At 62.8% G+C, this 23,810-nt stretch carries 25 protein-coding genes, 1 tRNA gene and 3 pseudogenes; 19 read left to right on the top strand and 10 right to left on the bottom strand.

The window, feature by feature from the left end; translation table 11 throughout:
- The first annotated feature begins 245 nt into the window (after positions 1–245).
- The 9 genes and pseudogenes from N5B55_RS23925 to arsN2 all read left to right on the top strand — a co-directional run bounded on the left by N5B55_RS23925 (position 246) and on the right by arsN2 (position 6,979).
- Positions 246–1,124 carry a hypothetical protein gene (locus N5B55_RS23925; protein ID WP_248694820.1) on the top strand — a complete coding sequence of 293 codons (879 nt, stop codon included), beginning with the start codon at positions 246–248 and terminating at the stop codon, positions 1,122–1,124.
- A 61-nt stretch (positions 1,125–1,185) separates the two neighbouring features.
- Positions 1,186–1,269 (top strand) — tRNA-Ile (locus N5B55_RS23930).
- Between the two features lie 645 nt (positions 1,270–1,914).
- Positions 1,915–3,615: a phage integrase family protein gene (locus N5B55_RS23935; RefSeq protein ID WP_012435828.1), complete on the top strand. Its 1,701-nt coding sequence runs from the start codon at positions 1,915–1,917 to the stop codon at positions 3,613–3,615.
- 601 nt (positions 3,616–4,216) lie between these two features.
- A pseudogene (locus N5B55_RS23940) lies at positions 4,217–4,306 on the top strand (transcriptional regulator); the annotation flags it as partial.
- A gap of 13 nt (positions 4,307–4,319) precedes the next feature.
- Positions 4,320–4,802: an ArsI/CadI family heavy metal resistance metalloenzyme gene (locus N5B55_RS23945; RefSeq protein ID WP_012435826.1), complete on the top strand. Its 483-nt coding sequence runs from the start codon at positions 4,320–4,322 to the stop codon at positions 4,800–4,802.
- Positions 4,803–4,812: 10 nt separating this feature from the next.
- Entirely contained in the window at positions 4,813–5,307 is a 495-nt protein-coding gene (locus N5B55_RS23950) for an arsenate reductase ArsC (protein ID WP_012435825.1), read from the top strand.
- 12 nt (positions 5,308–5,319) lie between these two features.
- Positions 5,320–5,814 (top strand): arsenate reductase ArsC, encoded by a 495-nt coding sequence (locus N5B55_RS23955; protein WP_012435824.1) that lies wholly within the window; start codon positions 5,320–5,322, stop codon positions 5,812–5,814.
- A 5-nt stretch (positions 5,815–5,819) separates the two neighbouring features.
- The gene (locus N5B55_RS23960) at positions 5,820–6,524 is read left to right on the top strand and encodes an aquaporin (RefSeq protein WP_012435823.1); all 705 of its coding nucleotides are present in this window, start codon (positions 5,820–5,822) and stop codon (positions 6,522–6,524) included.
- A gap of 8 nt (positions 6,525–6,532) precedes the next feature.
- Positions 6,533–6,979 carry an arsenic resistance N-acetyltransferase ArsN2 gene (arsN2, locus tag N5B55_RS23965; protein ID WP_012435822.1) on the top strand — a complete coding sequence of 149 codons (447 nt, stop codon included), beginning with the start codon at positions 6,533–6,535 and terminating at the stop codon, positions 6,977–6,979.
- A gap of 24 nt (positions 6,980–7,003) precedes the next feature.
- Here arsN2 and N5B55_RS23970 read toward each other — a convergent pair whose 3' ends face one another.
- Together N5B55_RS23970 and cadR are read right to left on the bottom strand one after the other, a co-directional pair.
- On the bottom strand, positions 7,004–8,926 hold the full coding sequence (locus N5B55_RS23970; RefSeq protein ID WP_012435821.1) for a cytochrome c/FTR1 family iron permease: 1,923 nt from the start codon (positions 8,924–8,926) through the stop codon (positions 7,004–7,006).
- A gap of 160 nt (positions 8,927–9,086) precedes the next feature.
- On the bottom strand, positions 9,087–9,521 hold the full coding sequence (gene cadR, locus N5B55_RS23975; protein WP_012435820.1) for a Cd(II)/Pb(II)-responsive transcriptional regulator: 435 nt from the start codon (positions 9,519–9,521) through the stop codon (positions 9,087–9,089).
- A gap of 85 nt (positions 9,522–9,606) precedes the next feature.
- On the opposite strand from cadR, the pseudogene N5B55_RS23980 reads away from it, so the two are divergent.
- From N5B55_RS23980 to tnpC, 3 genes and pseudogenes are all read left to right on the top strand, one after another.
- A pseudogene (locus N5B55_RS23980) lies at positions 9,607–10,221 on the top strand (cation transporter); the annotation flags it as partial.
- 152 nt (positions 10,222–10,373) lie between these two features.
- Positions 10,374–13,373 carry a Tn3 family transposase gene (locus N5B55_RS23985; protein WP_004637366.1) on the top strand — a complete coding sequence of 1,000 codons (3,000 nt, stop codon included), beginning with the start codon at positions 10,374–10,376 and terminating at the stop codon, positions 13,371–13,373.
- Positions 13,366–13,701, top strand: coding sequence for a Tn3 family transposase post-transcriptional regulator TnpC (tnpC, locus tag N5B55_RS23990; protein ID WP_012430353.1), 336 nt, complete (start codon positions 13,366–13,368; stop codon positions 13,699–13,701). Before N5B55_RS23985 ends, tnpC begins: the two co-directional genes overlap by 8 nt.
- A 165-nt stretch (positions 13,702–13,866) precedes the next feature.
- Here the strand turns inward: tnpC and N5B55_RS23995 are convergent, their stop codons facing one another.
- The 5 genes from N5B55_RS23995 to N5B55_RS24015 are packed head-to-tail and all read right to left on the bottom strand — an operon-like array spanning position 13,867 to position 17,072.
- A complete protein-coding gene (locus tag N5B55_RS23995) occupies positions 13,867–15,060 on the bottom strand; it encodes a tyrosine-type recombinase/integrase (RefSeq protein WP_004637351.1) in 1,194 nt (397 codons plus the stop codon).
- 34 nt (positions 15,061–15,094) lie between these two features.
- On the bottom strand, positions 15,095–15,736 hold the full coding sequence (locus N5B55_RS24000) for a DUF6904 family protein (RefSeq protein WP_004637349.1): 642 nt from the start codon (positions 15,734–15,736) through the stop codon (positions 15,095–15,097).
- A 14-nt stretch (positions 15,737–15,750) separates the two neighbouring features.
- Positions 15,751–16,026 carry a type II toxin-antitoxin system RelE/ParE family toxin gene (locus tag N5B55_RS24005; protein WP_004637348.1) on the bottom strand — a complete coding sequence of 92 codons (276 nt, stop codon included), beginning with the start codon at positions 16,024–16,026 and terminating at the stop codon, positions 15,751–15,753.
- Positions 16,026–16,289: a CopG family ribbon-helix-helix protein gene (locus tag N5B55_RS24010; RefSeq protein ID WP_004637345.1), complete on the bottom strand. Its 264-nt coding sequence runs from the start codon at positions 16,287–16,289 to the stop codon at positions 16,026–16,028. Before N5B55_RS24010 ends, N5B55_RS24005 begins: the two co-directional genes overlap by 1 nt.
- Positions 16,290–16,340: 51 nt before the next feature.
- The gene (locus N5B55_RS24015; RefSeq protein WP_004637344.1) at positions 16,341–17,072 is read right to left on the bottom strand and encodes a head GIN domain-containing protein; all 732 of its coding nucleotides are present in this window, start codon (positions 17,070–17,072) and stop codon (positions 16,341–16,343) included.
- 213 nt (positions 17,073–17,285) lie between these two features.
- On the opposite strand from N5B55_RS24015, the gene N5B55_RS24020 reads away from it, so the two are divergent.
- Together N5B55_RS24020 and N5B55_RS24025 are read left to right on the top strand one after the other, a co-directional pair.
- Positions 17,286–18,323, top strand: coding sequence for a DNA-binding protein (locus N5B55_RS24020; RefSeq protein WP_004637342.1), 1,038 nt, complete (start codon positions 17,286–17,288; stop codon positions 18,321–18,323).
- Positions 18,324–18,402: 79 nt separating this feature from the next.
- A complete protein-coding gene (locus N5B55_RS24025) occupies positions 18,403–19,242 on the top strand; it encodes a LysR family transcriptional regulator (protein WP_240480110.1) in 840 nt (279 codons plus the stop codon).
- A gap of 183 nt (positions 19,243–19,425) precedes the next feature.
- Here the strand turns inward: N5B55_RS24025 and N5B55_RS24030 are convergent.
- The 3 genes and pseudogenes from N5B55_RS24030 to N5B55_RS24040 form a co-directional block, all read right to left on the bottom strand.
- Positions 19,426–20,026 (bottom strand): annotated as a pseudogene (locus N5B55_RS24030) (uracil-DNA glycosylase family protein).
- Between the two features lie 73 nt (positions 20,027–20,099).
- On the bottom strand, positions 20,100–20,489 hold the full coding sequence (locus N5B55_RS24035) for a cytochrome P460 family protein (RefSeq protein WP_073665606.1): 390 nt from the start codon (positions 20,487–20,489) through the stop codon (positions 20,100–20,102).
- Positions 20,490–20,675: 186 nt separating this feature from the next.
- Positions 20,676–21,209 carry a carboxymuconolactone decarboxylase family protein gene (locus N5B55_RS24040; RefSeq protein ID WP_024542568.1) on the bottom strand — a complete coding sequence of 178 codons (534 nt, stop codon included), beginning with the start codon at positions 21,207–21,209 and terminating at the stop codon, positions 20,676–20,678.
- A 117-nt stretch (positions 21,210–21,326) separates the two neighbouring features.
- Here N5B55_RS24040 and N5B55_RS24045 point away from each other — a divergent pair, with 117 nt between their 5' ends.
- From N5B55_RS24045 to N5B55_RS24065, 5 genes are all read left to right on the top strand, one after another.
- Complete coding sequence (locus tag N5B55_RS24045; protein ID WP_024542567.1) at positions 21,327–22,169, top strand: helix-turn-helix transcriptional regulator; 843 nt, start codon at positions 21,327–21,329, stop codon at positions 22,167–22,169.
- Between the two features lie 177 nt (positions 22,170–22,346).
- A complete protein-coding gene (locus N5B55_RS24050) occupies positions 22,347–22,637 on the top strand; it encodes a nucleotidyltransferase family protein (protein ID WP_001247892.1) in 291 nt (96 codons plus the stop codon).
- The gene (locus tag N5B55_RS24055) at positions 22,634–23,020 is read left to right on the top strand and encodes a HepT-like ribonuclease domain-containing protein (protein WP_003100872.1); all 387 of its coding nucleotides are present in this window, start codon (positions 22,634–22,636) and stop codon (positions 23,018–23,020) included. Before N5B55_RS24050 ends, N5B55_RS24055 begins: the two co-directional genes overlap by 4 nt.
- 15 nt (positions 23,021–23,035) lie before the next feature.
- Positions 23,036–23,209 carry a hypothetical protein gene (locus tag N5B55_RS24060; protein ID WP_003154411.1) on the top strand — a complete coding sequence of 58 codons (174 nt, stop codon included), beginning with the start codon at positions 23,036–23,038 and terminating at the stop codon, positions 23,207–23,209.
- 47 nt (positions 23,210–23,256) lie between these two features.
- Positions 23,257–23,613, top strand: a complete 357-nt coding sequence (locus N5B55_RS24065) for a cupin domain-containing protein (protein WP_003465043.1) — start codon at positions 23,257–23,259, stop codon at positions 23,611–23,613.
- Positions 23,614–23,810 lie beyond the last annotated feature (197 nt).

Below are 23,810 nucleotides of genomic sequence, written 5' to 3' on the forward strand. Positions count from 1 at the left end.
TCACGCGGGGTGTCCATTGCATCCTCCAAGCCAGGAGCGACCGAGAACAGGCCTTATGCCCAATTGTGCATGCGATCCAGGCCTGTCAGTTTACGAAGCCGTGTGTTTTTCTCCTCCGGCATCGGCGCGGCAGTGGACTTATGCGGATTTACGCACCTAGAGTATGCGGGTGTGCGCAAACGCTCATTGAAAAAAGAGGGGACGTCATGTGGGGGCTCGAGGGAAAGCGGTTCTGGTTGGTACTTATGGCCTTTGCCGCCGGTCTAGTAGCGGTCATTTTCTACCGTGGTCTGCCAGACGCCGTCTATGGTGCGCTCGTGGCCTTGGGTGGCGTGATTCTTACGACTTTGCACAGCGGAGCAATGCGCCAGGCGGACCTCAATAGCACCGTCCTTCAGAAGAGGATCGAACGGGAGATGGGGCTCCGGCGGGACGTATTTCTTCCGGCGTTTGAAGGTGCGACTCGCGCGATTAATGCCCTCAGCATGGTTTTGGAAAGCGGGAAGCCGCGAGACGAAATTGCGGCGGACTTTGCTGCCGGCCATTCGAGTCTCACCAAGGCAATGCTAGTTGCTACCCCGCCAACCATAGCGGGCATCCAGCGACTCGTAGGCGCCTTGAGCCTAGCGTGGAGCGAAAGCATTGGGCACAGGGTTGTACTTGGCCAAATTCAGGATCGCTGCAAGGCGATTGAGCGAGAGCGGGAGCTTGAATTCGAGTTGCGACAGACGATGATCAAGCACCTGCAAACTGTCCACGTGCAACCCAATGTGAACGCTGTGGCAAGCCAGAGAGCAGTTGAAGTGATCCAGGCTCACGATCAGCGGATAGCTGGCATGAACGCCAAGCTGGATGTAGTCATGACCGAGCGCAGCACCTACTATCTGAATGCGCTAAAACCACTGGTTAAACGCCTTGCTGAGATCAGGCCGTTGTTTCCACCCGTTCTTGCAGAACTGCGGAAGGAGATGGAGCTGCCGTTTGATGAGGCGACTTTTGCCAAGGACCAAGAGTCAATAGCAGGTGAGATACGTTGTGCGCTTGAGCGGCGGATTGCTGAGGCAGAACAGTACCTATCGGCGAGAAGGGCGCAGCAGAACTCAGCAGCATCTCAAGCTACGTGAAGGTCTCAGGCCGCTGTTCGCCCTTGAAATATGATCTGTCGACTCGACCTTAGGAAGGTTCGGGAGTGTGACGAAGCGGAAGACGTGGCGGCCTGATAAGCCGTTGCTTTATAGCATCGCGGGTTCGATTTCTGCCCTCCCACCAAATCTCTTTGTCGTTGCCGCCCTCCGAGGCGTGTACCCATTGACCGCTTTGGATCGAACTAGGGCGGTCCATCATGCTGTGCGCTCGTGTCGCCGGCTCCTCGATATTGCGCTGCAAGATCCAGCGGAGCGTCAACCCGGAAATGCGGATGTCCCGTTGGTTCAGCGCCAGGCTTCAGCATCTGGGTCCCGTTGACCCCGGGCGCCTTCTGGCAACGCGAGGTTGGCGATGACGGGGCCGAAGAAGCGCCGTAGCCCCTCTTGCAGATCAGCGAAAATGGTGGCTGAAGGGTCGGCGGGCTCCGGCGCAGGAAAGGTGCGGTACTTCGGTAGCGGGTAAGTCAACAACCCCATAAGGGAGAGGGGCGCCAGGGAGTTCCGACGGAGCCGAAGGACTCATGACCACTGGTTGACCAGCGGGAAGCAAAAATGGACAAGTCTTCGCCAATGTTCGAGTAACAAGAGAGAAGTCGCCAGATTTAGATAGCGAACGTTGCCAAATTTGCTTCCGTCGGCCACTCGACTGACGAATCAACGACGCCGGAAATCTCTACTTCTGGAAGGTGTTAATTCTGGTGCAGAATCCGGTGCAACGTGATAATCCTTCTTATCGCAATAGCTTTATGGAAGAACTAAACTGCCTTCCATGAAAACGCGTCTGCTTCCCGTTGATTCTGCGATTGTCGCGCCACTTGGCTTGCCCGATGCCGCCGAACTGGCTGTGCTGCGCGCCTGGCATGCGGGCTTATCGGCGCGCAAGGCTGTCGAACGCTATCTCGGTGAGCGGCGGGCGCTCGGACAATCTTCGCGCGGCATTCTCGGCCGCATCCGGCGCCAGCTAGCAGCGTTTGCGCGCCAGCGTCAGCGCGAAGACCTGGTGGTGCTGTTCGAGATGCCAGCGGCCGACCGTGCAAAACAGGGCAGGGCAGCCGACCAAGCAATCGAACTGCTTCGCACGCTACCGCTGCCAGCCCCGCTCATCAGCGATGACGTCGGACTGTGGCTGGATGCACGCGCCGTCGCCGCGCTACGGGCCGCGGGCATCGACACCCTTGCGGACCTGACCGTGCGCGTGCCGCGTCGACGCCGCTGGTGGGTGGTCATTCCCGGGCTGGGCCAGGCCAGCGCGCGGCGCATCGAGGCTTTCTTCGCTGACCACCCGCGTCTGACAGAGCGCGCTCGGACGCTCATCGCCGAGCAAGCTCGCGGAGTGGTGGTGCCCTGGGAGCAACTGCGCTTACCACACGAGGTCGATGGCTCGCGAGGGCAATTCCGGGCGCCACGAGAGACCTGCGTCCTCTCAGCCGACGACGATTACGAGGCTGTGCAGGCATGGCTTTCCCTGCATGAATCGCCAGCGACGCAGCGCGCCTACCGGAAGGAAGCGGAACGTCTCATCTTGTGGGCGATCATCGAGCGTGGCAAACCTCTGTCCTCGCTGACTACCGAGGATGCGGTTGCATATCGAAGCTTCCTGCGGCGACCAGCGCCACGTGAACGCTGGGTTGGGCCCGCACGGCCACGCACTTCGGTCGAGTGGCGGCCCTTGACGGATGGATTGTCGGCGCACTCGATCGCGTATGCGCTGTCAGTGTTGGGCGCCATGTTTCGCTGGCTGATCCAGCAGCGCTATGTGTTGGCCAATCCGTTTGCAGGTCTGAAGGTCCGGGGTGCAATACGCTCACCCGAGTTGGCCACTTCTCACGCATTCTCGGAAGGGGAGTGGGTGCTGGTCCGCACCATCGCTGACGGGCTGGAGTGGTCCTATGGCTGGGCTGTACCTGCTGGGCAGCGTCTGCGCTTCGTGCTCGATTTCTCCTATGCTACCGGGCTGCGCGCGAGCGAACTCGTCACGTCGAAGCTGGGGGACCTGGAAGTGGATGCGGCCGGCGACCACTGGCTGAACCTCGTGGGCAAAGGCCGCCGTGCGGGCAAAGTCGCGGTGCCACCGCTGGCACGCAGCGCGCTGGATCGGCACCTTGTGGAGCGAAGCTTGCCGGTCAGCGTCGCACGGTGGAATCCTCAAGTGCGGCTCATTGGTGCTGTGGTAGGGGAGTCAGAAACCGGCATCACGACGGCGCGCCTATGGGCCGTGGTGCGGCGCTTCTTTTGGACGGCCGCCGAGATTATCGAACCCGATCATCCGGCGCTTGCGCAGAAACTGCGCCAGGCGAGCCCGCATTGGATGCGGCATACCCACGCGACGCACGCGTTGGCCCGTGGCGCGGAGCTCACGACCGTACGGGACAATCTGCGGCACGCCTCGATCTCGACCACCTCGATCTATCTGCATGGCGACGACGTAAAGAGAGCGCGGCAACTTACGGCTGCGTTTGGGCGACGCTGAGCGTCGTCGTCGGCAGGTGCGATGGACTGCTGCTCAAGCGAGTTCTTGAATATTCGCTGAATTGCCCATTTTTACTGCGCAGTGAATATGATGCATGGAAGTCATGCGTCTGCTGCGGGCGCCCGGAGCGCGTTTGACCAAGCGGAACGAGTGACTTTATGATCGTTCGCGCAAAGCCCGGATCAGGTCGGCGGTCATGTGCGAATGACGGACCTCGGGCTTTTTTCTTGGGGCCGGTGCTTCGGCCGACTTGGCTCGCGGAGGATGCGATGGCGACGAGCGCGCGTAAAGCGGTACGACCGACGGTGGTTGCCATGCAAGTGAAGAGCATGGAGGTTATCCTCCGTCACGCAGAAACTACTCGCGTCCAGCCGGCGCAGCGCGGTGAGCCCGCGCCTGTGGTGCTTCGGACGAAGATGCGGGTTGCCAGCAAAGAATCCAATTCGGCGGGCAAGTGACAATTGCCCCAGCTACGTTCCAGTGACGCTCACCCAATACCACACCGCTTTCTAGCCAAGATTCAGACAAGCGTCGCGTCACACTTCCTCGTGAATTGACATTTTTATTTGCGAAGTAGTGACGAATTTATTTCCGTCTACGCCACATGGATGCCCTTTTGGGCTTCCTCACTGCCAACTGCTGCCAGGGCGAAGCCTGCCTGGAAACCAGCACCACCGCATGCAAATGCTGACCGGAGATTCCCCATGAAGCGATTCCACGTACACGTCCACGTTGATGACCTGAGCAAGAGCATCGTCTTCTATTCCAAGTTGTTCGCCGCCGAGCCGACCCGCGTGGAGAGCGACTACGCGAAATGGATGCTGGACGATCCGCGCATCAACTTCGCCATTTCCACTCGGGGCAGCGCTGTCGGCGTGGACCACCTCGGCTTCCAGGTCGATGACGCCGCCGAGCTGGTCGAGCTGAAGGCACGCGCCGAAGCCGCGGACATGGCAATGCTGGACGAGGGCGAGACTACCTGCTGCTACGCCCGTAGCGACAAGCACTGGATCACCGATCCCCAAGGCATCGCGTGGGAACAGTTCCATTCGCTCGGCAACATCCCGGTGTTCAGTGAGGGCAAGCCGGAGGAGGCTGCGACCGAAGGCTCCGCCTGCTGCGCCCCACGCGCGCCGGGCGGAAAGCCGACCGGCATTGCGGTGAAGTCCGGTTCGTCCTGCTGCTAGGAGGGCCGTGATGGCCGACAAGACCTACAACGTGCTATTCATCTGCACTGGCAACTCCGCGCGCTCGATCTTGGCTGAGGGCCTGCTGAACCATCTCGGTGGCAACCGCTTCAAGGCGTTCTCCGCAGGCAGTCATCCGGCCGGGACGGTGAACCCGTTTGCCCTGCGCGCGTTGCAGCAGTTCGGCGTTGCGACCGACGGCTTCCGCAGCAAGAGCTGGGATGAGTTCTCGCAAGACGGTGCGCCCGAGTTGGACTTCGTTTTCACCGTCTGCGACAAGGCGGCCGGCGAGGCGTGTCCGGTGTGGCCCGGCCAGCCGATGACCGCCCATTGGGGTGTGGCTGATCCCGCAGCGGTGGAAGGCTCAAACGAGCGCAAGCAGCAGGCCATCCGCGATGCGGCGATTACCCTGAAGCGCCGCATAGAGTTGTTCCTCTCGTTGCCAATCCCGAAGCTCGATACCGTGGCCCTGCAAAAGGCTGTGCACGACATCGGCCAGCAATAACCTCTCTCTCCCATGACCACTAACGTACTGATCCTCTGCACCCACAATTCCGCGCGCAGCGTGCTGAGCGAAGGCATGCTCAACCACTGGGCGCAAGAGCTGGGCAAGGACGTGCGCGCCTACAGCGCCGGCAGCGCACCCAGCGGCCGTCTCAACCCGTTCGCGCTGGAAGCGCTCACCAACTCCGACATCGACATCACCGGCTACCGCAGCAAGAGCTGGGATGAGTTCGTCGTGGACGGTGCGCCGCAGATGCGCATCGTGATCACCGTGTGCGACAGCGCCGCCGCCGAGCAATGTCCCTATTGGCCGGGCAGCCCGGTCAAGGTGCACTGGGGCTACGCTGATCCGTCCAACGCGCCGGGTGGAGATGACGGCAAACGCCAAGCCTTCGAGCTGACGCGCCAGGCGATCGGCTACCGCATGCTGCAACTGCTGGCGTTGCCGCTCGACACCCTGAACAACGCCGAGCTGCAAGCGCAGCTCGAACACATCTCGCAAGACTGAACGCCATGGTCGATCTGCGCAGCCGGCTTGCCGCCGAAGCACTGGGCACGGCGCTACTGCTCGCCATTGTCATCGGGTCCGGCATCATGGCCGAACGCCTGGCCGGCGGCAACGTCGCGGTGGCGCTGCTGGCCAACACGGCGGCCACGGTCGGCGGCCTCTACGTCCTGATCGAGGTCTTCGGGCCGATCAGCGGCGCGCACTTCAATCCGGCCGTCAGCGCGATCATGGTGGCGCGAGGAGAGCTGCCCGGTTCGGCTCTGGCCCCCTACATTGCTGCACAGCTTGTGGGGGCGCTACTGGGCGCATGGCTGGCGCATGCCATGTTCGACATGACGATCCTGCAGTTCTCGACCAAGGTGCGTAGCGGACCGGGGCAATGGATTGCCGAAGCGGTGGCAACCGCGGGGCTGCTTCTGGTGATTTTGCGTGCGCCGAACGGTCGCGCCTCTTCCATGGTGGCGGCCTACATCGGCGCGGCCTACTGGTTCACGGCCTCCACGTCGTTTGCCAATCCGGCGGCGGCGTTCGGGCGGATGTTCAGCAACAGTTTCGCCGGCATTGCGCCGGGCAGCGTGCCGGGTTACGTGCTGGCCGAGTGCACCGGTGCGGCGCTCGGGTTCGCGCTGCACCGGATGCTGGAGCCGCGCCTGGCGCGTCACGGACATCCCAATATCATCGAGTCCTCTGGCGAACACCCGGCGGATTGACTCCACCAATGAGCACACCTGACTTTCGACCGGCACGCCCCGAGGACTATTCGGGCATCCGAGCGTTGCTCATCAAGGAAGGACTGCCAAGCGAAGATATTGCGGTTGGGCAAGCCAGCCGTTTTCATCTGGTCGTGCAGGATGGAGAGCTTCTGGCCTGTGCAGGGTTGGAGCCATACGGATCGGATGCGTTGCTTCGGTCGGTCGCCGTCGCCAAGCAAGCTCGTCGCAATGGGCTAGGCCGCGCCCTCGTGGGAATCGCCGAGCGCGATGCCGCCGCGATGGGCGTACGCCGTCTCTTTCTGTTGACGACGACTGCAGCGGACTACTTCACCGTGCTCGGGTACGAGCTCATCGACAGGGATCAGGCACCTGGCCCGCTGCAAGCAAGTTCGCAATTCCGCTTGCTGTGCCCGGCATCCGCCATCTGCATGGCGAAATACCTCTCCCCGTAGGAGTTGATCCCCACGACGGCGACGCTACGCTTTGCTCGACGCCGATCGAAGGTTGTACGCAACGGTGGCAGCAATGATCAGCAAGATGACCACCTGAGCAATCACAGTCTGCACAGAGGGGTAAATGCCGAGCACGTCGATGCGAGGCATCGAAATCGGCGTGATATGCAGGAAGCCGACCTTCTGCAGCGCCGCAACCCCTTTACCGATCAGCACCACGGCAAGCACAGCAACCAAGGCCGAGCTGAAGGCAAAGAATTGGCGGATCGGCAAGCGCGCGGAGGAGCGCAGCAGAACGGCGGCGATGACCGCCAAGATCGCAATCCCCGAACCCAACCCGGCCAGCAGGTAGATGCCATTCCCTTCGCTCCACAGCGCGGCGTAGAACAGCACGGTCTCAAACACCTCGCGATACACCGTCACGAACGACAGCACGAACAGCATGATCGCTGAGCGCTTGTTCAGCGCGGAGGACAGCTTCTGCTTCACGTAAGCCTGCCAGCGACCAGCCAGGCTTTTCTGGTGCATCCACATTCCGACGCCGAGCAGGACCACGGCCGCAAAGATCGCCGAGAAACCTTCGGTCATCTCACGGCTGGCACCGCTCAAGTCCACGAGGTAGGTGGCGACGGCCCACGTCAGCCCACCAGCGGCCAGCGCAGCAATCCAGCCCGCATGGACGTACGGAAGCACGTCGGTGCGCTCGGCCTTCTTCAAGAACGCCATCATGGCGACCACGACGAGCAGCGCCTCAAGGCCTTCGCGCAGCAGGATCGTCAAAGCGCCCAGGAACGTCGACAGCGGATCGTTGGTGCCGCCCAGCGCATCCTGGGCGTCGGTCAGCATGGTCTGCAGACGCTGGGCGATTTCCCGTACCTGCTCAGCCTGGCCGGTTGTGATCGCGTTGCGGTATAGGCCCATCGTTTTTTCGATGTCCTGGAACAGCGTCTCGTTCTTGGCGGCCAAGGCCGGCTCAACCGGCTCAAAGCCGTCGAGGTAGGCAGAAAGCGCAAGGCGCGAGGCCGTCGCTTTGTCACCCTTATCGAAGGCGGCCACGCTTTCTTTCAGCTTGTCCTTGGCGATCGCGAGACTATCCGCGTTGGAGGCGCTTAGCACGTCTGGGGCGCTTCTCAGGTAAGCGGTCAGTTGGCGCGCAGCATCCGGGCTGATCGACTTGGCCAGCGAGGCTTCTGACGTCTGACTGAGCTTGGCGAACGTGGGCACCGCGTTGTGCAGTTCGGGGCGGGACGCCCACAACTTGGCGCCGGCTTGCCGATCCGCATTGGTATATGACAGGGTCGAAGCGAAATAAGCCAGCGCCCAGCGATCGTCATCGGTGAGCTGCGCGAAGCTGGGCATCGAGGTGCCTTCGACACCGCGCGTGATGATTTGCTGGAGGGCGAAGACACTGCGCTCCTGGGCACGTTGATGGTCGGCCAGGGCAATGGGCGGCGGGCTCAGTTTGGCGGCCAGCGGGCCATCTGCGTGCCCGGAAGCGCCGTGGCAGGACGCGCACTGGCTTTGATACAGCGTGGCCCCACGCTTGAGGTCGGGCACTTTGCTGGGCGCCATGGGCACCGGATAGGCCGCCAGCAAGTCGTCTGCGAGCTTGTGGGCCTGTTCGCCAACGGCGGTGGGTGCAGCTTTGTCGCCGATGAGCGCGCGCAATGTGCCGGCATCCTTGAGCAAGATTTGCGTCTGCGGCCCGGCCGGCAGCTCGGCAATCTGACGTTCCGCCGCATGCGCAAACTCCTGCATCTCGGCGTACTCGTCGGGATTGGCCACTTGGCCATCCTTGACGGAGCGGCCATAGTCAACCGCTAAATAGTCCAGCAATTGCCAGACTTGCTTGGTCTTGTCTTCGGTAGACAACGTGTCGGCATACGCGCCTGAGACCGATGTCAGCAGGTAGAACAGTATGAGGGAAACGATGCGCTGCAGTTGCATGAAGAGCCTACCGGAAAAGCGGGAGAAATGGCTTTAAATGAGAATGATTGTAATTCATGTTTCGCAACAAGGACATCGGCATCTCCCCGCAAGCGCGAAGGCAACCTGTTTCACGTCGGATCAGTGCGCGAAATCGAGATGACGCCCGATCGGCCACGCGTCAGCCCTGATGAGGGGCGTCGGCGTCGCACGCGCAGCCAGCTTCGGACAACCCTTGCAGGATTCCGCAGGCCTCAGCGGCTCGCCCGGCCGAACAGGTTTCGCGCAGAGCGCACAAGTGATGCTTTAACACCGCCAGCGCTTCGATGCGCCGCTCGACCTCATGGATGTGCTTGTCCAGGAGGGTGTTGACCCCACCGCAATCCTCGGCCGGTTGTTCGCGGTAGCGCAGCAGGACACGGACGTCATCAAGCGGCATATCCAGCGACCGGCAGTGGAGGATGAACTGCAGCCGTTCAATGTGCCGCTCACCGTACAGCCGAAAGTTGCCCGAACTGCGATCTGGCGAGGGCAAGAGACCCTCGCGCTCGTAGTAGCGGATGGTTTGAATCGGACAGGCTGTGCGCTTGGCCAATTCACCGATCTGAATGCTCATGATGTCGGGCAAAGGTCTCTTGACTCTATAGTAGCTATAGAGTGTGTACTTGAGTCCAGTCCATTTCAAGCGATTAGGAGGTGCTGTGAGCGAGTGCGGCTCCAAGGGATGCGGCTGTGCTGCCCCTAGCGTGGTGACGCCGGCGGACGTCGATACGGCCAGTGTCGACCTGAAGCGATCCCGCTATCAGATCGACAACATGGACTGCCCGACCGAAGAAGCGCTCATTCGCAATAAGCTTGCGGCGCTGCCCGGCGTGGTGAAGCTTGAGTTCAACCTGATGCAGCGCTCGCTGGCCGTACACCACCAGTTGCCATCTCCGGCGCCGATCGAGCAGGCGTTGTCAGCGATTGGCATGCGAGCGATTCGCTCGGACGAAACCTCTGCCGGGCAGAGCACGGTCCTGACCATCCGCCAGATGGACTGCCCGACCGAGGAGACGCTGATTCGCGGCAAGCTCGCAGGACTGCCTGGTGTGACCGGCCTTGATTTCAACCTCGTCCAGCGCACGCTCGCGGTCCATCACGCCGCGGGCTCGTTGCCGCAAGTGCTGGCCGCCATTCAATCGCTCGGCTTTGAGGCCGAGGTCCGCGACACGTCTGCCGCTGCACCCGCTTCCGCCCAGGATGCCACGCCCACCAAATGGTGGCCGCTTGCCATTGCGGGCACCAGCGCCGTGTTGGCGGAAGTGGTCTATTGGGGTCATGCCAAGATAAGGCCAATTCGCTATCATAAGCCCGCCAGTTATGTAGAAGTTTGCATGCATGCCTCTTGGTTATAAAGAGCCTCTGGATTTCCGCCTTTGCCGTCGGCTAGACTGGCCGGCCCTTCAGCGATTGTGGAGATCCCTGTATGGCCACCGTCGAGCGCACTGCCTACCCGCGTTTCCCAAAGGTCTTCTCCACGAAAGAGCTGCAGGCCTGCTACACGCCGACCGCTGAGGAGTTGGACTGGGCAACCCGCTCGACCCGCGGCCAGAGTCCGCGCCTAGGTCTCTTGGTGCTGCTCAAGATCTTCCAGCAACTGCACTATTTCCCCTATCTTGATGCGATTCCCACCGCCGTAGTCGATCACGTGCGAGTTTGCGCGGGGTTGGACCCCGATACGCCGTTCGGTTACGACCGCAAAGTCTCTCCCACGCTGTTCCGGCATTACGTCGTCGTGCGGCAATTCCTCGGCGTGCAACCCTACATTGGCACCGACGCCAATGAGGTCACCATCCGCGCTGCACGTGAAGCGGCCGAGACGATGGATCAGCCGGTGGACATTATCAACGCGACTATTGATGCGCTGATCTTGCAGCAGGTTGAACTGCCTGCGTTCTCAACGCTCGACACCATCGTCGAGCAAATCCATGCCCGCACCCAAAACGCAATGTTCAGGCGGGTCGCACGCCGGCTCTCTGAAGAGGATCGGCAGCGCCTGGACAAGCTTCTCACGCGCGAATTCGCCAACCGGCAGACCGCCTACAACAACATCAAGCGACATGCCCGGCGGCCCTCGCGCAAACACCTGAACCTGCTGATCGAGCATCTGGAGTGGTTGGATTCTTTTGGCGACCTATCCGGCGTCCTGGAAGGCGTGCCTGCCACCAAGCTACGTTCGCTGGCCAACCAGGCCATGGGCCTGGACGCAGCCAACCTCAAGGAAACGCTGCCTGAGAAGCGCTATACGTTGATCGTGGCCTTGCTTGCTCACATGCGCGTGCGCAGTCGCGACGATCTCGCCGAAATGTTTATCCGGCGTATGGGCGCGATCCACAAGCGGGCCCAGGACGAACTGGAATACATCCAGTCTCGCCAGCGCGCCAAGCTCGAAGGCCTTGTCACCGTGCTGGACGGTGTCGTCGATATCGTCGCCGATGGCGGTGACGATGCCCGAATCGGCGCGCAGGTGCGCAAGCTGTTGGCTCCCAATGGCGACCTGGAGCCCCTGCGCGAGCGCTGCGCCGAAGTGCGGGCTTTCAGCGGCAACAACTATCTGCCGCTGTTGTGGCGGCACTTCCGCGCCCACCGTTCGGTGATGTTGCGCCTCGCCCGCGTGTTGGAGTGGGAGTCGACCAGCCAATCACGCACGTTGTTAGCCGGGCTGGAGGTCGCGCTGGAAAACGAATCACTGCACCGGGAGTGGATCGCTGCTGAAGTCGATCTCAGTTTTGCCTCCGAGCGCTGGCGCAAGCTGGTCCGGCGAGCGCACCACGAGGGTCCGCCCACCAACCGGCGCTACTTGGAGTTGTGCGTGCTGTCCCACATGGTCAACGAGTTGCGCTCGGGTGATCTGTGCGTGGTGGGGTCAGACGCCTTTGCCGACTACCGGGGCCACCTGTTGCCGTGGCGCGAGTGCGAGCGGCGCTTGCCAGAGTACTGCGCCAAGCTGGATCTGCCGGCCAACGCGCAGGAGTTCGTCGCGCACCTCAAGCAGTGGCTGGCCGACGCCGCGCAGACGCTGGACAAAAGTTTTCCGGACAAGCGCCAGCACGTCACCATCAGCGCTGACGGCGAACCCTTACTCAAGCGCACCGCTGCGCGCGAAACTCCGCCCTCGGCCGTTGCCTTGCAGCAGGCGCTGATCCGCCGCATGCCGACGCGCAACCTGCTCGACGTGCTGGCCAATATCGAGCACTGGACCCAGTTCACCCGGCACTTCGGGCCGCTCTCCGGCAACGATCCTAAGATCCGCAACGCCGCCGAACGCTATCTGCTGACGATCTTCGCGATGGGTTGCAATCTCGGACCCACTCAAGCTGCGCGCCATATGGGCGATCGCGTCACCCCCCATATGATGTCGTTCGTCAACCGGCGGCACATGAGCCTGGAGAAGCTGGAGACCGCGCAGCGCGAGCTGATCGAGCTGTACCTGCGCCTGGATTTGCCTAAACACTGGGGCGACGGCAAAACGGTGGCCGCCGACGGTACCCAATACGACTTCTACGACAACAATCTGCTGGCCGGCTATCATTTTCGTTACCACAAGATGGGCGCCGTGGCTTACCGGCATGTGGCCGACAATTACATCGCGGTGTTTCGGCACTTCATCCCGCCTGGTGTGTGGGAAGCCATCTATGTCATCGAAGGGCTGCTCAAGGCCAACCTGAGCGTCGAGGCCGACACCGTGCACGCCGACACGCAGGGGCAGTCGGCGGCGGTCTTCGCTTTCACCCACTTGCTTGGCATCAATCTGATGCCCCGCATTCGCAACTGGAAGGAACTGGATCTGTACAAGCCCGATGCCGGCGTCAAATACAAGCACATCGATTCGTTGTTCTCGGCGGTGGTCGACTGGGATCTGATCGCTTTTCACTGGCAGGACCTGATGCAGGTGGCGCTGTCGATCCAGGCCGGCACCATCTCTTCGCCGCTGCTGCTGCGCAGATTGGGCTCGGAGAGCCGCAAGAACCGCCTCTACCTGGCCGCGCGAGAACTGGGCAACGTCGTGCGCACCGTGTACCTGCTCGAATGGGTCGGCAGTCGCGAGCTGCGCCAGGAAGTGACCGCCACCACCAACAAGATCGAGTCGTACAACGGCTTTGCGAAGTGGTTCTCGTTCGGTGGTGACGTGATCGCGGAAAACGAGCCCGAGGAGCAGCAGAAACGCCTGCGCTACAACGACCTGATCGCCTCGGCCGTGATCCTCCAGAACACCGCAGACCTGATGCAGGCCCTACGCACGATGGTCAGCGAGGGCATCAAAGTGAACGTCGCCGACATCGAATTCCTGAGTCCTTATCTGACCCACAACATCAAGCGCTTTGGTGACTACAAGCTGCACCTAGAGCGCGTACCGGAGGCCTGGATTCGCGATGGGTTGTTCGCGGGACCCGCCCGCGCTGTCCGCAGGGCTCGCCATGCCTGAGACCAAGACCCCCTACGGGGATGTCGACAGCGAAGCATTGCAGGGGCTCCGGCAGTCGTTCGATACCCGCACCATTCTGCATGCGGTGGAGTTGCTCGATGGGATTCGAGCACGATGCGCGCCGGACGGGTTGCGCGACGATCTGCTGCGCCTGCACGGCATGGCTCATACCGTGATTAACGACGCGAGCCTAGCCTACAGCACGGATGGACCGACACTGGTTGAACAAGTCGACGCGGTGCTGATGGAGCTTGGCGACTGGCTCGCGGCACTGGAGCGGATGCGCCAATCATTGGAGCCACTGGAACACCTGAGCCCAGCCGACTAGCCGAGCCATTCGGCCCGAAAGCCAACGTAGAAGGCGTCGCCACGCTTCGTTGGCCAGCTCATGGTGGCGCCTTCGATGCGCTGGCTGCCATGGCGATTTGCCCGTTTTCGTGGGTGATGCCGGCAGCCGCCGCGCGTGGAGCATGCCATCGAGAATTGGGTACGCTCAGTTCCAGCCAAGCCGGTGGCTGGCTTGCGTTGCCTGGTGGCGTGCGTCATCTTCCGCGTGGAGGTAGACACTCGTCGTGGCGAGCGACGCATGGCCGAAGTTGTCACGCACGAAGCGCAGGTCCACCTGTTGGTCGGACATGTGCGAGCCGGCCGTGTGGCGCAGCCAGTGGGACGATGCGCTGGCGAGCACGTCAGCCTGCGCGCCAAACTCGGGACCCTGTGCACGCACGCGGTCGGCCGCGAGCTTGAACACCTCCTTGACGATCAGGTGAATCGCCGCGCGCGATAACGGCTTTTCCGGGCCGATCACGGGCAGCAGCAAAGGGCGTGTTTCGCCGATCTGCGGTGACGGCGGCAGGCCGCAGATGCGCCGATAGCGCGCCAGCTCCGCGATCAGTTCATCGGTGGCGGGCACCAGGCGCGTCTTGCCGCCTTTGCCGTGCACCTCGATCCACCAGCGCTCGACGCCCGCCGCGTCCCGGCGAGAGAACACGGCGCCCATGCGCGTGGAGGCGATTTCCGCTAAGCGCAGGCCGGCCAAATACAGCACGGAGAACAACCACCGGCAACGGGCCGCGTGCAGCCGGTCGCGTTCCGTCGCGACGGGCAGGGTTTCGATCGTGGCTTTGACGATGTCCCAATGCGCATGCGTGAGGTAGCGCGTCACGCGCGGGGCTGTCTTGGCGCTGCGACGGCGCGCGAGCGAGAGCGGATTCCCGGCGAGGTATCCGGCTTGCACCAGCCAGGCGAAGAGCGCGTTGAGGATCGTCATCGCATGCCGCACGCTCGTGGGCGACAGTGGACCGGCGAAGGGGCGCCAGTCGGGCGAGCTTCTCGCCAGCTTCTTGCGTGAGGCCATCACCCAACGCCAAGCTGGCTGCGGGTCGGCCAGGAAGCGCTCGTAGAGCAGCAGGTCCTCGTGGGTGAGTGAAGACAGCGGCTTGCCGTGCTGGAGAATCGCCCACAGTATCAGGCGTTCGGCTTCCTTGCGGTAGGTGGCGACCGTGCCGGGCACGCCGGCATAGCGGGCGAGCCACGCAGCCACGGCGGCCAGGTCGTCATCCGCCGTGATTTGGCGGCTCGCTTCGCGTGCGCGGTTGGCGCCGTGAAGGCCCGAGAGCGCTGGCGGGATGCGCAACTGCTCGATGGCCACCGCGGGACCGTTGAACGATGGAACGGGATGGGTCATCGATGCAGGGCCGCCGTCCTAGCGTGCGGGCGTTTCACCACTCGAAGTCCGGCCAGTCTTCGTCGCTGTCGACGAAGGCGGTGGGTGGGATGACATCGGGGCGCAACGTGATATCCGACTTGGCCAAGATCCCGTACATCGGGTCGAACGTCGCCATCACCTTGGGCAGCATCTTGAGGCGCTGTTTGGGCGGCAGTGCAATGAAGTACCGGCAGCGGCTATCGAGCACGCTGTCTAGGTGGACATAGGTGGCGCTCGCAGCGGACCGCGTGCGGTGGATGACTTCATCGGCCAACACCGGCGTGGCGGCGCGCACCGCCGATTCGACCACGTGCTCCAGCTCGAACATGATCGACTGGTCCAGCTTGTTGGTCGGGATGAAGGCCATGGCCTGGCGCAGCACCCCGACTTGCGTCAGGAGTACGGGCCACAGGACTTCGACGCCGTAGATACGGCAACGGTCGTCCTTGGTATCGCCGCGCTGGTCCACGCTGCGCTGCCCCGAATAGGCTTTGCGCACGTCGTACGCCAAGCCGAGCACGAAGCCTTCCTTGTCCTCGATGTAGACGCTTTCCTGCACGACGTAGTGGATGAAGCCGTGCAGGCGCTCCAGCGCCGCGAAATCCCACCACAATGCGACGCCGGCATGGTTCGGCGTCAGTCGGTACTCCAGCATGGTCTTGCTCCCTGTTATCGGTCTTCGCGGGTGTGCCACAGCCGCAGCAGGTAAATGCTCTCGCCCCGGATCTCGTAGCGCATTTCATACTGGCCGACGAGCATGCGCCGCACTTCGCGCGGTTCGAACTGGAACAGTTGCTCGCCCACGCGCGGGTTGGTCAGCAGGATTTCTGGCGCCTTGACCAAAGCCTGCACCGCGCGCGCGGCGGCCGGCCTGTTCACCGGCGCGAGAAACTCATACAGGCGCGTGAGGTCTTCCTGCGCCTTGCTGGTCCACTGCAGTTCCATCAGCGCGGCACCGGCTCACCGGCACCCAGGCTGTCCGCCCAGGCCTGCACGGCCTGGTGGCCAATGACGCGGCCGGCGTCCACGTCGGCCAGCGCCTCGCGGGTGAGGCGGTCGCGCTCCTCTTCCTGGGCGATCCAGGCCGACAGTGCCTGTTTCATGATCCAGCCGCGCGAGCGTTCGAGGCGGTCGGCCAACTGGTCCACCTTCTCGGCCAGCGGCACTGGGACATGTGCGGTCAATACGCGGGTTTCGGCTTTGGACATGGCGTCCTCCTGAAATCGGGTCAATGCAGCGGAGTGCTGGGCCTGCCGCCGTCAACGAAACTTGATCGTGCCGGAGCCAGCCACGTGGTCGTCCCAGCGCAGCGGGTTGCCCCGCACGACGATGTCACCCGAGCCGGCCACGCGGGCGCGCACCTCGGTCCGCACGAAGGCGTCAATGTCGCCGGAACCCGCCACCGACAGGTCGGCCGACTCGGCGATCAGCGCACTGGCATCGACATCGCCAGAGCCCACGACCTGCACGTGCAAGCGGGCGACGTGGCCGCTGGCGGTGATATCGCCCGAACCCGGGATTTCCAGGTCCAAGGCGTCTTGCTGCAGATCGAGCAAGGTGACATCGCCGCTGCCCTTGATCTTGATCGCCGGGAACTCGGGCAGCGCGATGCCGACCACCGCGCGCGGCTGGTGCAGGGAAATGGCCGGCCCGGTGGGCTTGCCGTTCACGATGTCGCCCAAGACCACCGAGCCGACCGTGCCGTGGAAGGTCATGTGGCTGCTGCCGAAGCGGATCGACACGCCTTCGCGCTCGATCACCAGTTTGTCGCCTTTGTAGGCGGTCCGGACCGAGGTCACCGCATCCGCCGTTTCGCCGGCAACGACCAGCGTTGGCGTGTCCGCGCGCCGGAACACCATGTCGACCGAGCCTTTGACGACGATCTTGCGGATCGGCTGCAGGGGACGCTCCTCCTTGAAGGCGGCTTCAAGGCGATCCCAGCCGGTACCGGTGGAGGGCATATCGGAGAGATTCATGAGGTTCGGCGTCATCCAATCATGTCGATTAGAAACCAATCATAGTGATTCAACGTAGGACAATCAACCGCCTGCGAGGTCACCTCGGGCGAGGCGTATTGTGCGGGGCCAGTGCGCAGTATAGTCTAGACAGAAGCGTACTTATGTCTCAAGTTTGTACTTGAAATTATGAAATCACGCGGTTTACGGCATATTATTGACTCATTCGAACTGAAATCCAGGCCCGTCATGACGCTTGACCCCGCATCCACCGCCGAAGACCAAGCGCTGCAGGCCGATATCGCGGCGCTGCGCGGCCGTTTCACCGAGACGCGGGAGCTGTACCGCGAAGTCTGCGCGCTGCTGTTTTTCCGCTATGGCGTCACACCGACGGCCAACAAGCTCTACAGTCTGGTGCGCAAGGGCAGCATGAGCACACCTTCCCACGTGCTGAACCGGTTCTGGCAGGACCTGCGCGACAAAACACGGGTGACGATCGACCACCCAGATCTCCCCGAGGCCTTGAAGCAGGTTGCCGCCGAGGCAGTGTTGGCCATCTGGCAAGCGGCCTCGTCCGCGGCGGCCACCGAACTGGCCGCACTGCGGGCCGAAGCGCGCCACCAGGCGCACGCCGCCGAAGCCGCGCGCGACCAAGCCACTGCGGAAAGCGAAACCGCGCGACAAGCGACCGCGGTCATTCAGGCACAGCTGGACTCGGTGCGCGGGCAGCTTGCCGCGCTTCAAGAAATGCTGTCTGCTGAGCGCCAGGGCCACGCAGCAACCGAAGCGCGTCTGCAGGAGACCCGCCGGCAGTTGGACGAGGCGGCACAGCAGCTCACACAGGCTCGGGTTGAATTTGGCGCGCAGCTCGATCGTGAGCGGGCCCGCGCGGATGCAGCAGAAGAGCGTGCCGCCAGCCACGAGAAACGTGCGTTGCGCGAGATCGACCAGGAGCGCACCGCCCGTCAGAAAAGCGACAAGCTGGCCGATGAGCTACGTGCGCAGGTTGTGGCCGCGCGTACCGCGATGCAAGAAAGCGCCGTGACACATGCCAATGCGATCGGCACGTTGCGCATGGAACTGGGCGCAGTGCGGCAGCAGGCGGAGGGAGCCGCCACGCGGCAGCGTGAAACGGCCGAAGAACTGGTGCAGACCCAGTCGTTGCTGGAGGAGGCGCTACGGCGGGCTGAGCGCGCCGAAACCGAAGCGGAAACAACGCGCCGGCTGGTGAGCGAGTTGAAGAAGGCAACACCAGGACGCGTTGGCCAGCGGACGAAAGCGCCGTGATCCTTAATTACTGAAACGTATGATTCGCGCCGCCTTCATTACTTGAAGGCTTATGATAGCGAACTGGCCTCATCTTGGCATGACCCCGGGTTCGTTTGCCGAGGCGGCCCGTGTGCTGCACCTCGCGCCACCCACGGTCAGTTTGCATATTGCCGACCTGGAGTCGCGGGTTGGCGGAAAGCTGTTGTCGCGCACACGTGGGCGCATTCAGCCTTCGGCGATTGGAGAAACGCTGGTGGAGCGCGCGCGGCGCCTGTTGGCGGATGCGGAGCAGGCGCTTGAGGACGTGGAGCGTCAGGTGCAGGGCTTGGCCGGGCGTGTGCGGCTGGGTGCCTCCACAGGGGCCATCGCACAGTTGATGCCGCAAGCTTTGGAGACGTTGGGCCAACGCCATCCCGCTATCGATGTGCAGGTCGCGGTGCTCACGTCGCAGGAAACTTTGAAGAAGCTTGCCGAGGGCTCTTTGGAGATCGGTCTGGTCGCGCTGCCACAGACCCCGGTGAAGGAATTGCGGATCGAGCCATGGCGGCGGGACCCGGTCATGGCCTTCTTGCCGGCTCGCTGGGAATGCCCGGATGTTGTGACCCCCGGTTGGCTGGCCGCCCAGCCATTAATTCTGAATGACAAAACTACTCGGCTTTCGCGCTTGACCTCGGAGTGGTTCGCCAGTGATGGACGGCAGCCCACGCCGCGTATTCAACTGAACTACAACGATGCGATCAAAAGCCTAGTGGCGGCCGGTTATGGTGCGACGTTGTTGCCGCATGAAGCCTCCACGCCATTGCCCGATACCAGGATCGTCATGCGGCCATTACAGCCCTTATTGTGGCGTCAACTTGGTATTGCCCACCGTGGTGGGGACGTCGAGCGGCCTACGCAACATGTGCTGGATGTGTTGTGGGGGTTGAGTGCGGGCTAGGGCGATGTTGTCAGAGAAAGGACCGCTTTCGACCCGGTCATACGGTGATTGAGGTCCCAGGCGTCAGCTACCGCACCTGAAGCCGTCGTTCATCGCTCCAAAGCCGGTGCCTGTCTCCGTTCGCCCAGGCCAGGGTGTCGTAGTACTTGTGCAGCAGCTCGGTAATGGCGGCGGTGTCGTCGGTCATGGGGTTTCCTTGGGGTTGGCGGTGAGGACTGCCTGGACGCGTGCTTGCAGCGCGGGCAGCACGTCTTGTTGGAACCAGGGGTTGCGCACCAGCCAGCGATTGTTGCGCGGGCTAGGGTGAGGCAGGGGGAACGCTTGCGGCCAGTGCTCGCGCCAGGCTTCGACCACCCGGGTGAGCGGCGTCTTGCCAGTACCGAGGTGGTAGTCCATGGCGTAGCTGCCCAGCACGATGACCAGCGACAGGCGCTCGAAACGCTGCATGAAGGCTTCGCGCCAGGCGGGGGGCGCACTCCGGGCGTAGCGGCAGGTCACCGCTTTTGCCGGTGCCCGGATAACAGAAGCCCATGGGCAGAATGGCGATGCGGGTAGGGTCGTAGAAGGTGTCGCGGTCCACGCCCAGCCAGGCGCGCAGACGCGCGCCGCTGGCGTCGTCGAAGGGCACGCCTGAGGCATGGACCCGGGCCCCCGGTGCTTGGCCGGCGATGAGGATGGGCGCACTCGGGTGAAACTGGAAGACCGGCTGCACGCCGTGTGGCAGATGCGGTGCGCAGCGCGTGCAGGCGCGGACGTCGGTCAGAAAGGCGTCGAGTGTCGGCATGGCGCGCTTCCGGAAAGGGTGGCTCGCGCAGGACGGAGGTGCCATCCTGCGCGAAGCGTAACCCGGCAGCAAGTCAGTGCTGGGTCAGTGTCGGATAGCCCTGGATGAATACGCGGTCGGTCTTGGCCGCCGGCACATGGCAGCCCATGCAGTCGGCTTCGTAGCTGACGGCGACATTCTTGGCGGGGGCGTCGGCCTTGAACAGCGCCCAGCCCCAGCCGTCGCCCCACAAGGGGTTGCTGGCGAAACGGCCTTTGGCGTCCTTGACCATCACGAACCACACGGCCGCATCGGAACCCCAGACCACAGGGTTGCCAGTGGTCATGGCGCTGGTTTCGAGCTTGCGGATCTCTTTCACCAGCGTGGCGCCGTCCAAGAACTTGCCGGTCTTGCGGTAGTGCTCGGCCGAGGCCTTTTCGGTGTACACATCGTGCAGGCCGCGAGAGGCGGATTTTTCGTCCAACACCGCATATGAGCCCAGGTGGACGAAGTTTGTGCGGAAGTCTGTGGGGCGGCTGATGCCGCCCTGGCTGTCCACATAGGGCGAAAAGTCGCCGGCCGTGACGGCCAGTGGCAGGACGAGGGCGCTGGCGAGCAGAGCGCCGGTGAGTGCGATTTTCGTTGTGTTCTCCTTATATGCCTATGGAGATCAGACGGCGACCACGGGGAAATCCACCGTGGTGTCGGCGATGTGGTTGGTGTAGTTGGTGAGCGTGTTCAGCGCGATGTTGGCGATCACTTCCAGTATCAGGCCGTCGTCGAGCCCCGCGCGGCGGTAGTTGGCCATGGCGTCGGCCGACACCACGCCGCGTTGCTCGACCAGCGCGCGGGCAAAGCCGGCAATTGCATCGTCAAGTGCGTTGGCCGCCTGGCCGGTGCGGGCCGCGGCGATGGCCTCTGCCGACAGTCCGGCACCTTTGCCGATCAGGGTGTGTGCGCTCAGGCAGTACTGGCAGCGATTGGCTTGACCGGCAGCCAGCGCAACGATCTCGCGCTGGGTGGCACTCAGGCGGCCGGTGCCCAGCGTTTCGGACAGGCCGAGGTAGCCGTTGAGCGCTGCCGGCGCGTGGGCCAGCGTGGCGAGCAGGTTCGGCACCATGCCGAGCTTGGCTTTGACGGCCTTGAGTGTGGCAGCGGTAGCGGCGTCAGCGGTGTCGATGGTCAGGGGGGCGATTTGGGTCATGTCTATCTCCGTAGTGGGTGAGGTGCAAGAGCAAGTGGGCATGATCGCCCTTTGTTTGGTACGATATGGCACGTAAAGTATCAAATACGTAACCTATCGTCTTATATGGAGAGTGGAATGGCGGATCGACTGGCCGGCTTGCTCCGGCACTACTCGCTTTCGGCGCGCGTTTTTCACAGCGGCGCCTTCTGTGAGCAGCATCATTACGCGGCGCCGCATGGCTATATCCATCTGGTGCGGCGCGGCCCGATTACGGCGCGTTCGCCCGTGCATGAAGATCTGCTGGTTACCGAGCCGAGCCTGCTGTTTTATCCGCGCGTGGCGTCGCATCGTTTTGTCGCCGCCCCCGGCGATACCGCTGAGCTGTTGTGTGCGGAGGTCGATCTGGGCGCTTCGACGGGCAATCCGTTGGCCATGGCCTTGCCGTCGATGCTGCTGATTCCGCTGGCGGACTTGCCCGGCCTCGGGCCGACGCTAGAGCTGCTGTTTGCCGAAGCCGAGCGCGACCAGTGCGGTCGGCAGGCCGCCATCGACCGCTTGTGCGAGTTGCTACTGATCCAGTTGCTGCGTTATCTGATGGATGGGCGGCTTGGCGCCACCGGACTGCTGGCGGGACTGGCCGACCCGAAACTCGCGCGCGCCATAACCGCCATGCACGATGCGCCGCAGACCGCGTGGTCGCTCGAGGCGCTGGCGGCGCAGGCGGGCATGTCACGCGCGCGCTTCGCCGCCGCGTTCAAAGACGCGGTGGGCGTCACGCCGGGCGACTATCTGGCCGACTGGCGGATGAACGTCAGTTGCACCCTGCTCAAGCAGGGGCGTCCGGTGGCGGTGGTGGCCGACCGCGTCGGCTACGGCAGCCCGAACGCGTTGGCGCGCGCCTTCCGCGTGCGCATGGGCTGCGCCCCGCGCGACTGGCTGGCGCAGCAGCGCGGTGACGCGTCGCTCAGCGGTTCGTGAGTTTGAGGTCGATTCGCCGGTTCTTGGCGTAGGCGGCGTCGGTGTTGCGCTCGTCGAGCGGGTGAAATTCACAGGCGCGGCACGGGAATCAAGGCATTGCGATTCTCGAAAATAGTTCTTGAAATTCTATTCTTGATTGCATATCATCTCAACGAGTTTCGATAAGAAAGGATGCGCATGCGACCGTCTGTTGTGCTTGACATGAAGCGAAGCGCAGTGCGTGAAGCGGTAGGCCGCTTTCGCGCCGCGAACCCGCGCGTCTTCGGCTCGGTGCTGCATGGCACCGACCGGGATGGCAGCGACCTCGACCTGTTGGTCGATGCGCTGCCCGGTGCCACGTTGTTGGACTTGGGCGATTTGGAAGAAGAACTGAAATCGCTGCTCGGCGTTGACGTCGATCTGCTGACTCCCGGCGACCTGCCGCCGAAGTTCCGGGCCAAGGTGCTCGCGGAGGCGCAACCGATATGAGCGAGAACCGCCTGCCCGATTACCTCGACCACATTCAGCAGGCCGCAACCGATGCGCGCAGCTTCGTGGAAGGGATGGCCAAGGACGACTTCTTGGCCGACAAGCGCACCCAGCAGGCCGTCATCATGAGCCTGATCGTCATCGGCGAGGCGGCCACAAAGGTGATGGATGGCTACGTCGAGTTCACCCAGGCGCATGCCGACGTGCCGTGGCGCAGCATGCGCAATATGCGTAATCGCATGGCTCACGGCTATTTCGACATCAACCTCGATGTGGTGTGGGAGACGGTACAGGAATGGCTGCCGGCGTTGCTCCAGCAATTGCCCGCCGTGCGTCAGGATGCCGACGATGAAGACCGTAACGACAAAGGCATGGAGCCATGACCAATCAAGCCGCCGATGTTCGGCCCCTCTGGCGTGTTCGATCCCGCGACCTATGAGCCGCGCTCGGGCAAGACCTTCTGGATGGCCGCAACGGACGTGAGTTCGCTGGTGGGCAAGGAGGCAGCAGCCGACACGCTCATCGGCAACTGCACGACCGCACGACCAGCCTCCCGTTCAAATTCGAGTTAGAACTCATATCCAGCCTGTCTGGGGGCACTGTGAAAGAGGGATCTCCGATGACTGTTGAATCGAGAATATTTTCTGTAGCCGAGTATGTTCAGCCGTCCGAAGGCGAGCCTATTCGTTCCGTTGTGCTTGAAACCCGAGACTCAATTATCGTGGTTTGGCATGTCCATCCCGGGCAGGAAATTGCGGCTCACATTCATCCTCACGGCCAAGACACGTGGACTGTTTTGTCGGGAATGGCTGATTACTTTCAGGGCAATGGGATTGTTCGTGCCCTCAGGGAAGGTGAGATAGCCGTGGCAAGACCGGGCCAAGTGCACGGGGCGCGAAATACAGGTACCGAGCCATTTGTGTTCGTCTCGGTTGTGGCATCAGCCAATGCCGGTTTCGTATTGGCTGAGCGATAGAGCCCAATCTCTGGAGTTGGTCCAATGAGCGGTCGGGGAGATAGGTAACAGACATGCAGCGGACACGGCTGCTAAACCAGGTCGCAAACCTCCTTGCGTCGCAGCGTGCCGCAAGCGACGCGATCAATCGAATGGGGTCGGCATGAGACTGAACACCATCCAGTTCCCGACCGCGTAGCCGCCTGTCCTGCCGATCA

Origin of the sequence: Ralstonia pickettii (genome assembly GCF_030582395.1) — a bacterium.
GTDB classification, from domain to species: Bacteria; Pseudomonadota; Gammaproteobacteria; order Burkholderiales; family Burkholderiaceae; genus Ralstonia; species Ralstonia pickettii_D.

What these genes read in the sequence shown, in the direction of transcription:
- N5B55_RS23925 (WP_248694820.1), top strand. Translation starts at nt 246, where the DNA reads ATGGCCTTTGCCGCCGGTCTAGTAGCGGTCATTTTCTACCGTGGTCTG.
- N5B55_RS23935 (WP_012435828.1), top strand. Translation starts at nt 1,915, where the DNA reads ATGAAAACGCGTCTGCTTCCCGTTGATTCTGCGATTGTCGCGCCACTT.
- N5B55_RS23945 (WP_012435826.1), top strand. Translation starts at nt 4,320, where the DNA reads ATGAAGCGATTCCACGTACACGTCCACGTTGATGACCTGAGCAAGAGC.
- N5B55_RS23950 (WP_012435825.1), top strand. Translation starts at nt 4,813, where the DNA reads ATGGCCGACAAGACCTACAACGTGCTATTCATCTGCACTGGCAACTCC.
- N5B55_RS23955 (WP_012435824.1), top strand. Translation starts at nt 5,320, where the DNA reads ATGACCACTAACGTACTGATCCTCTGCACCCACAATTCCGCGCGCAGC.
- N5B55_RS23960 (WP_012435823.1), top strand. Translation starts at nt 5,820, where the DNA reads ATGGTCGATCTGCGCAGCCGGCTTGCCGCCGAAGCACTGGGCACGGCG.
- arsN2 (WP_012435822.1), top strand. Translation starts at nt 6,533, where the DNA reads ATGAGCACACCTGACTTTCGACCGGCACGCCCCGAGGACTATTCGGGC.
- N5B55_RS23970 (WP_012435821.1), bottom strand. Translation starts at nt 8,926, where the DNA reads ATGCAACTGCAGCGCATCGTTTCCCTCATACTGTTCTACCTGCTGACA.
- cadR (WP_012435820.1), bottom strand. Translation starts at nt 9,521, where the DNA reads ATGAGCATTCAGATCGGTGAATTGGCCAAGCGCACAGCCTGTCCGATT.
- N5B55_RS23985 (WP_004637366.1), top strand. Translation starts at nt 10,374, where the DNA reads ATGGCCACCGTCGAGCGCACTGCCTACCCGCGTTTCCCAAAGGTCTTC.
- tnpC (WP_012430353.1), top strand. Translation starts at nt 13,366, where the DNA reads ATGCCTGAGACCAAGACCCCCTACGGGGATGTCGACAGCGAAGCATTG.
- N5B55_RS23995 (WP_004637351.1), bottom strand. Translation starts at nt 15,060, where the DNA reads ATGACCCATCCCGTTCCATCGTTCAACGGTCCCGCGGTGGCCATCGAG.
- N5B55_RS24000 (WP_004637349.1), bottom strand. Translation starts at nt 15,736, where the DNA reads ATGCTGGAGTACCGACTGACGCCGAACCATGCCGGCGTCGCATTGTGG.
- N5B55_RS24005 (WP_004637348.1), bottom strand. Translation starts at nt 16,026, where the DNA reads ATGGAACTGCAGTGGACCAGCAAGGCGCAGGAAGACCTCACGCGCCTG.
- N5B55_RS24010 (WP_004637345.1), bottom strand. Translation starts at nt 16,289, where the DNA reads ATGTCCAAAGCCGAAACCCGCGTATTGACCGCACATGTCCCAGTGCCG.
- N5B55_RS24015 (WP_004637344.1), bottom strand. Translation starts at nt 17,072, where the DNA reads ATGACGCCGAACCTCATGAATCTCTCCGATATGCCCTCCACCGGTACC.
- N5B55_RS24020 (WP_004637342.1), top strand. Translation starts at nt 17,286, where the DNA reads ATGACGCTTGACCCCGCATCCACCGCCGAAGACCAAGCGCTGCAGGCC.
- N5B55_RS24025 (WP_240480110.1), top strand. Translation starts at nt 18,403, where the DNA reads ATGACCCCGGGTTCGTTTGCCGAGGCGGCCCGTGTGCTGCACCTCGCG.
- N5B55_RS24040 (WP_024542568.1), bottom strand. Translation starts at nt 21,209, where the DNA reads ATGACCCAAATCGCCCCCCTGACCATCGACACCGCTGACGCCGCTACC.
- N5B55_RS24045 (WP_024542567.1), top strand. Translation starts at nt 21,327, where the DNA reads ATGGCGGATCGACTGGCCGGCTTGCTCCGGCACTACTCGCTTTCGGCG.
- N5B55_RS24050 (WP_001247892.1), top strand. Translation starts at nt 22,347, where the DNA reads ATGCGACCGTCTGTTGTGCTTGACATGAAGCGAAGCGCAGTGCGTGAA.
- N5B55_RS24055 (WP_003100872.1), top strand. Translation starts at nt 22,634, where the DNA reads ATGAGCGAGAACCGCCTGCCCGATTACCTCGACCACATTCAGCAGGCC.
- N5B55_RS24060 (WP_003154411.1), top strand. Translation starts at nt 23,036, where the DNA reads ATGTTCGGCCCCTCTGGCGTGTTCGATCCCGCGACCTATGAGCCGCGC.
- N5B55_RS24065 (WP_003465043.1), top strand. Translation starts at nt 23,257, where the DNA reads ATGACTGTTGAATCGAGAATATTTTCTGTAGCCGAGTATGTTCAGCCG.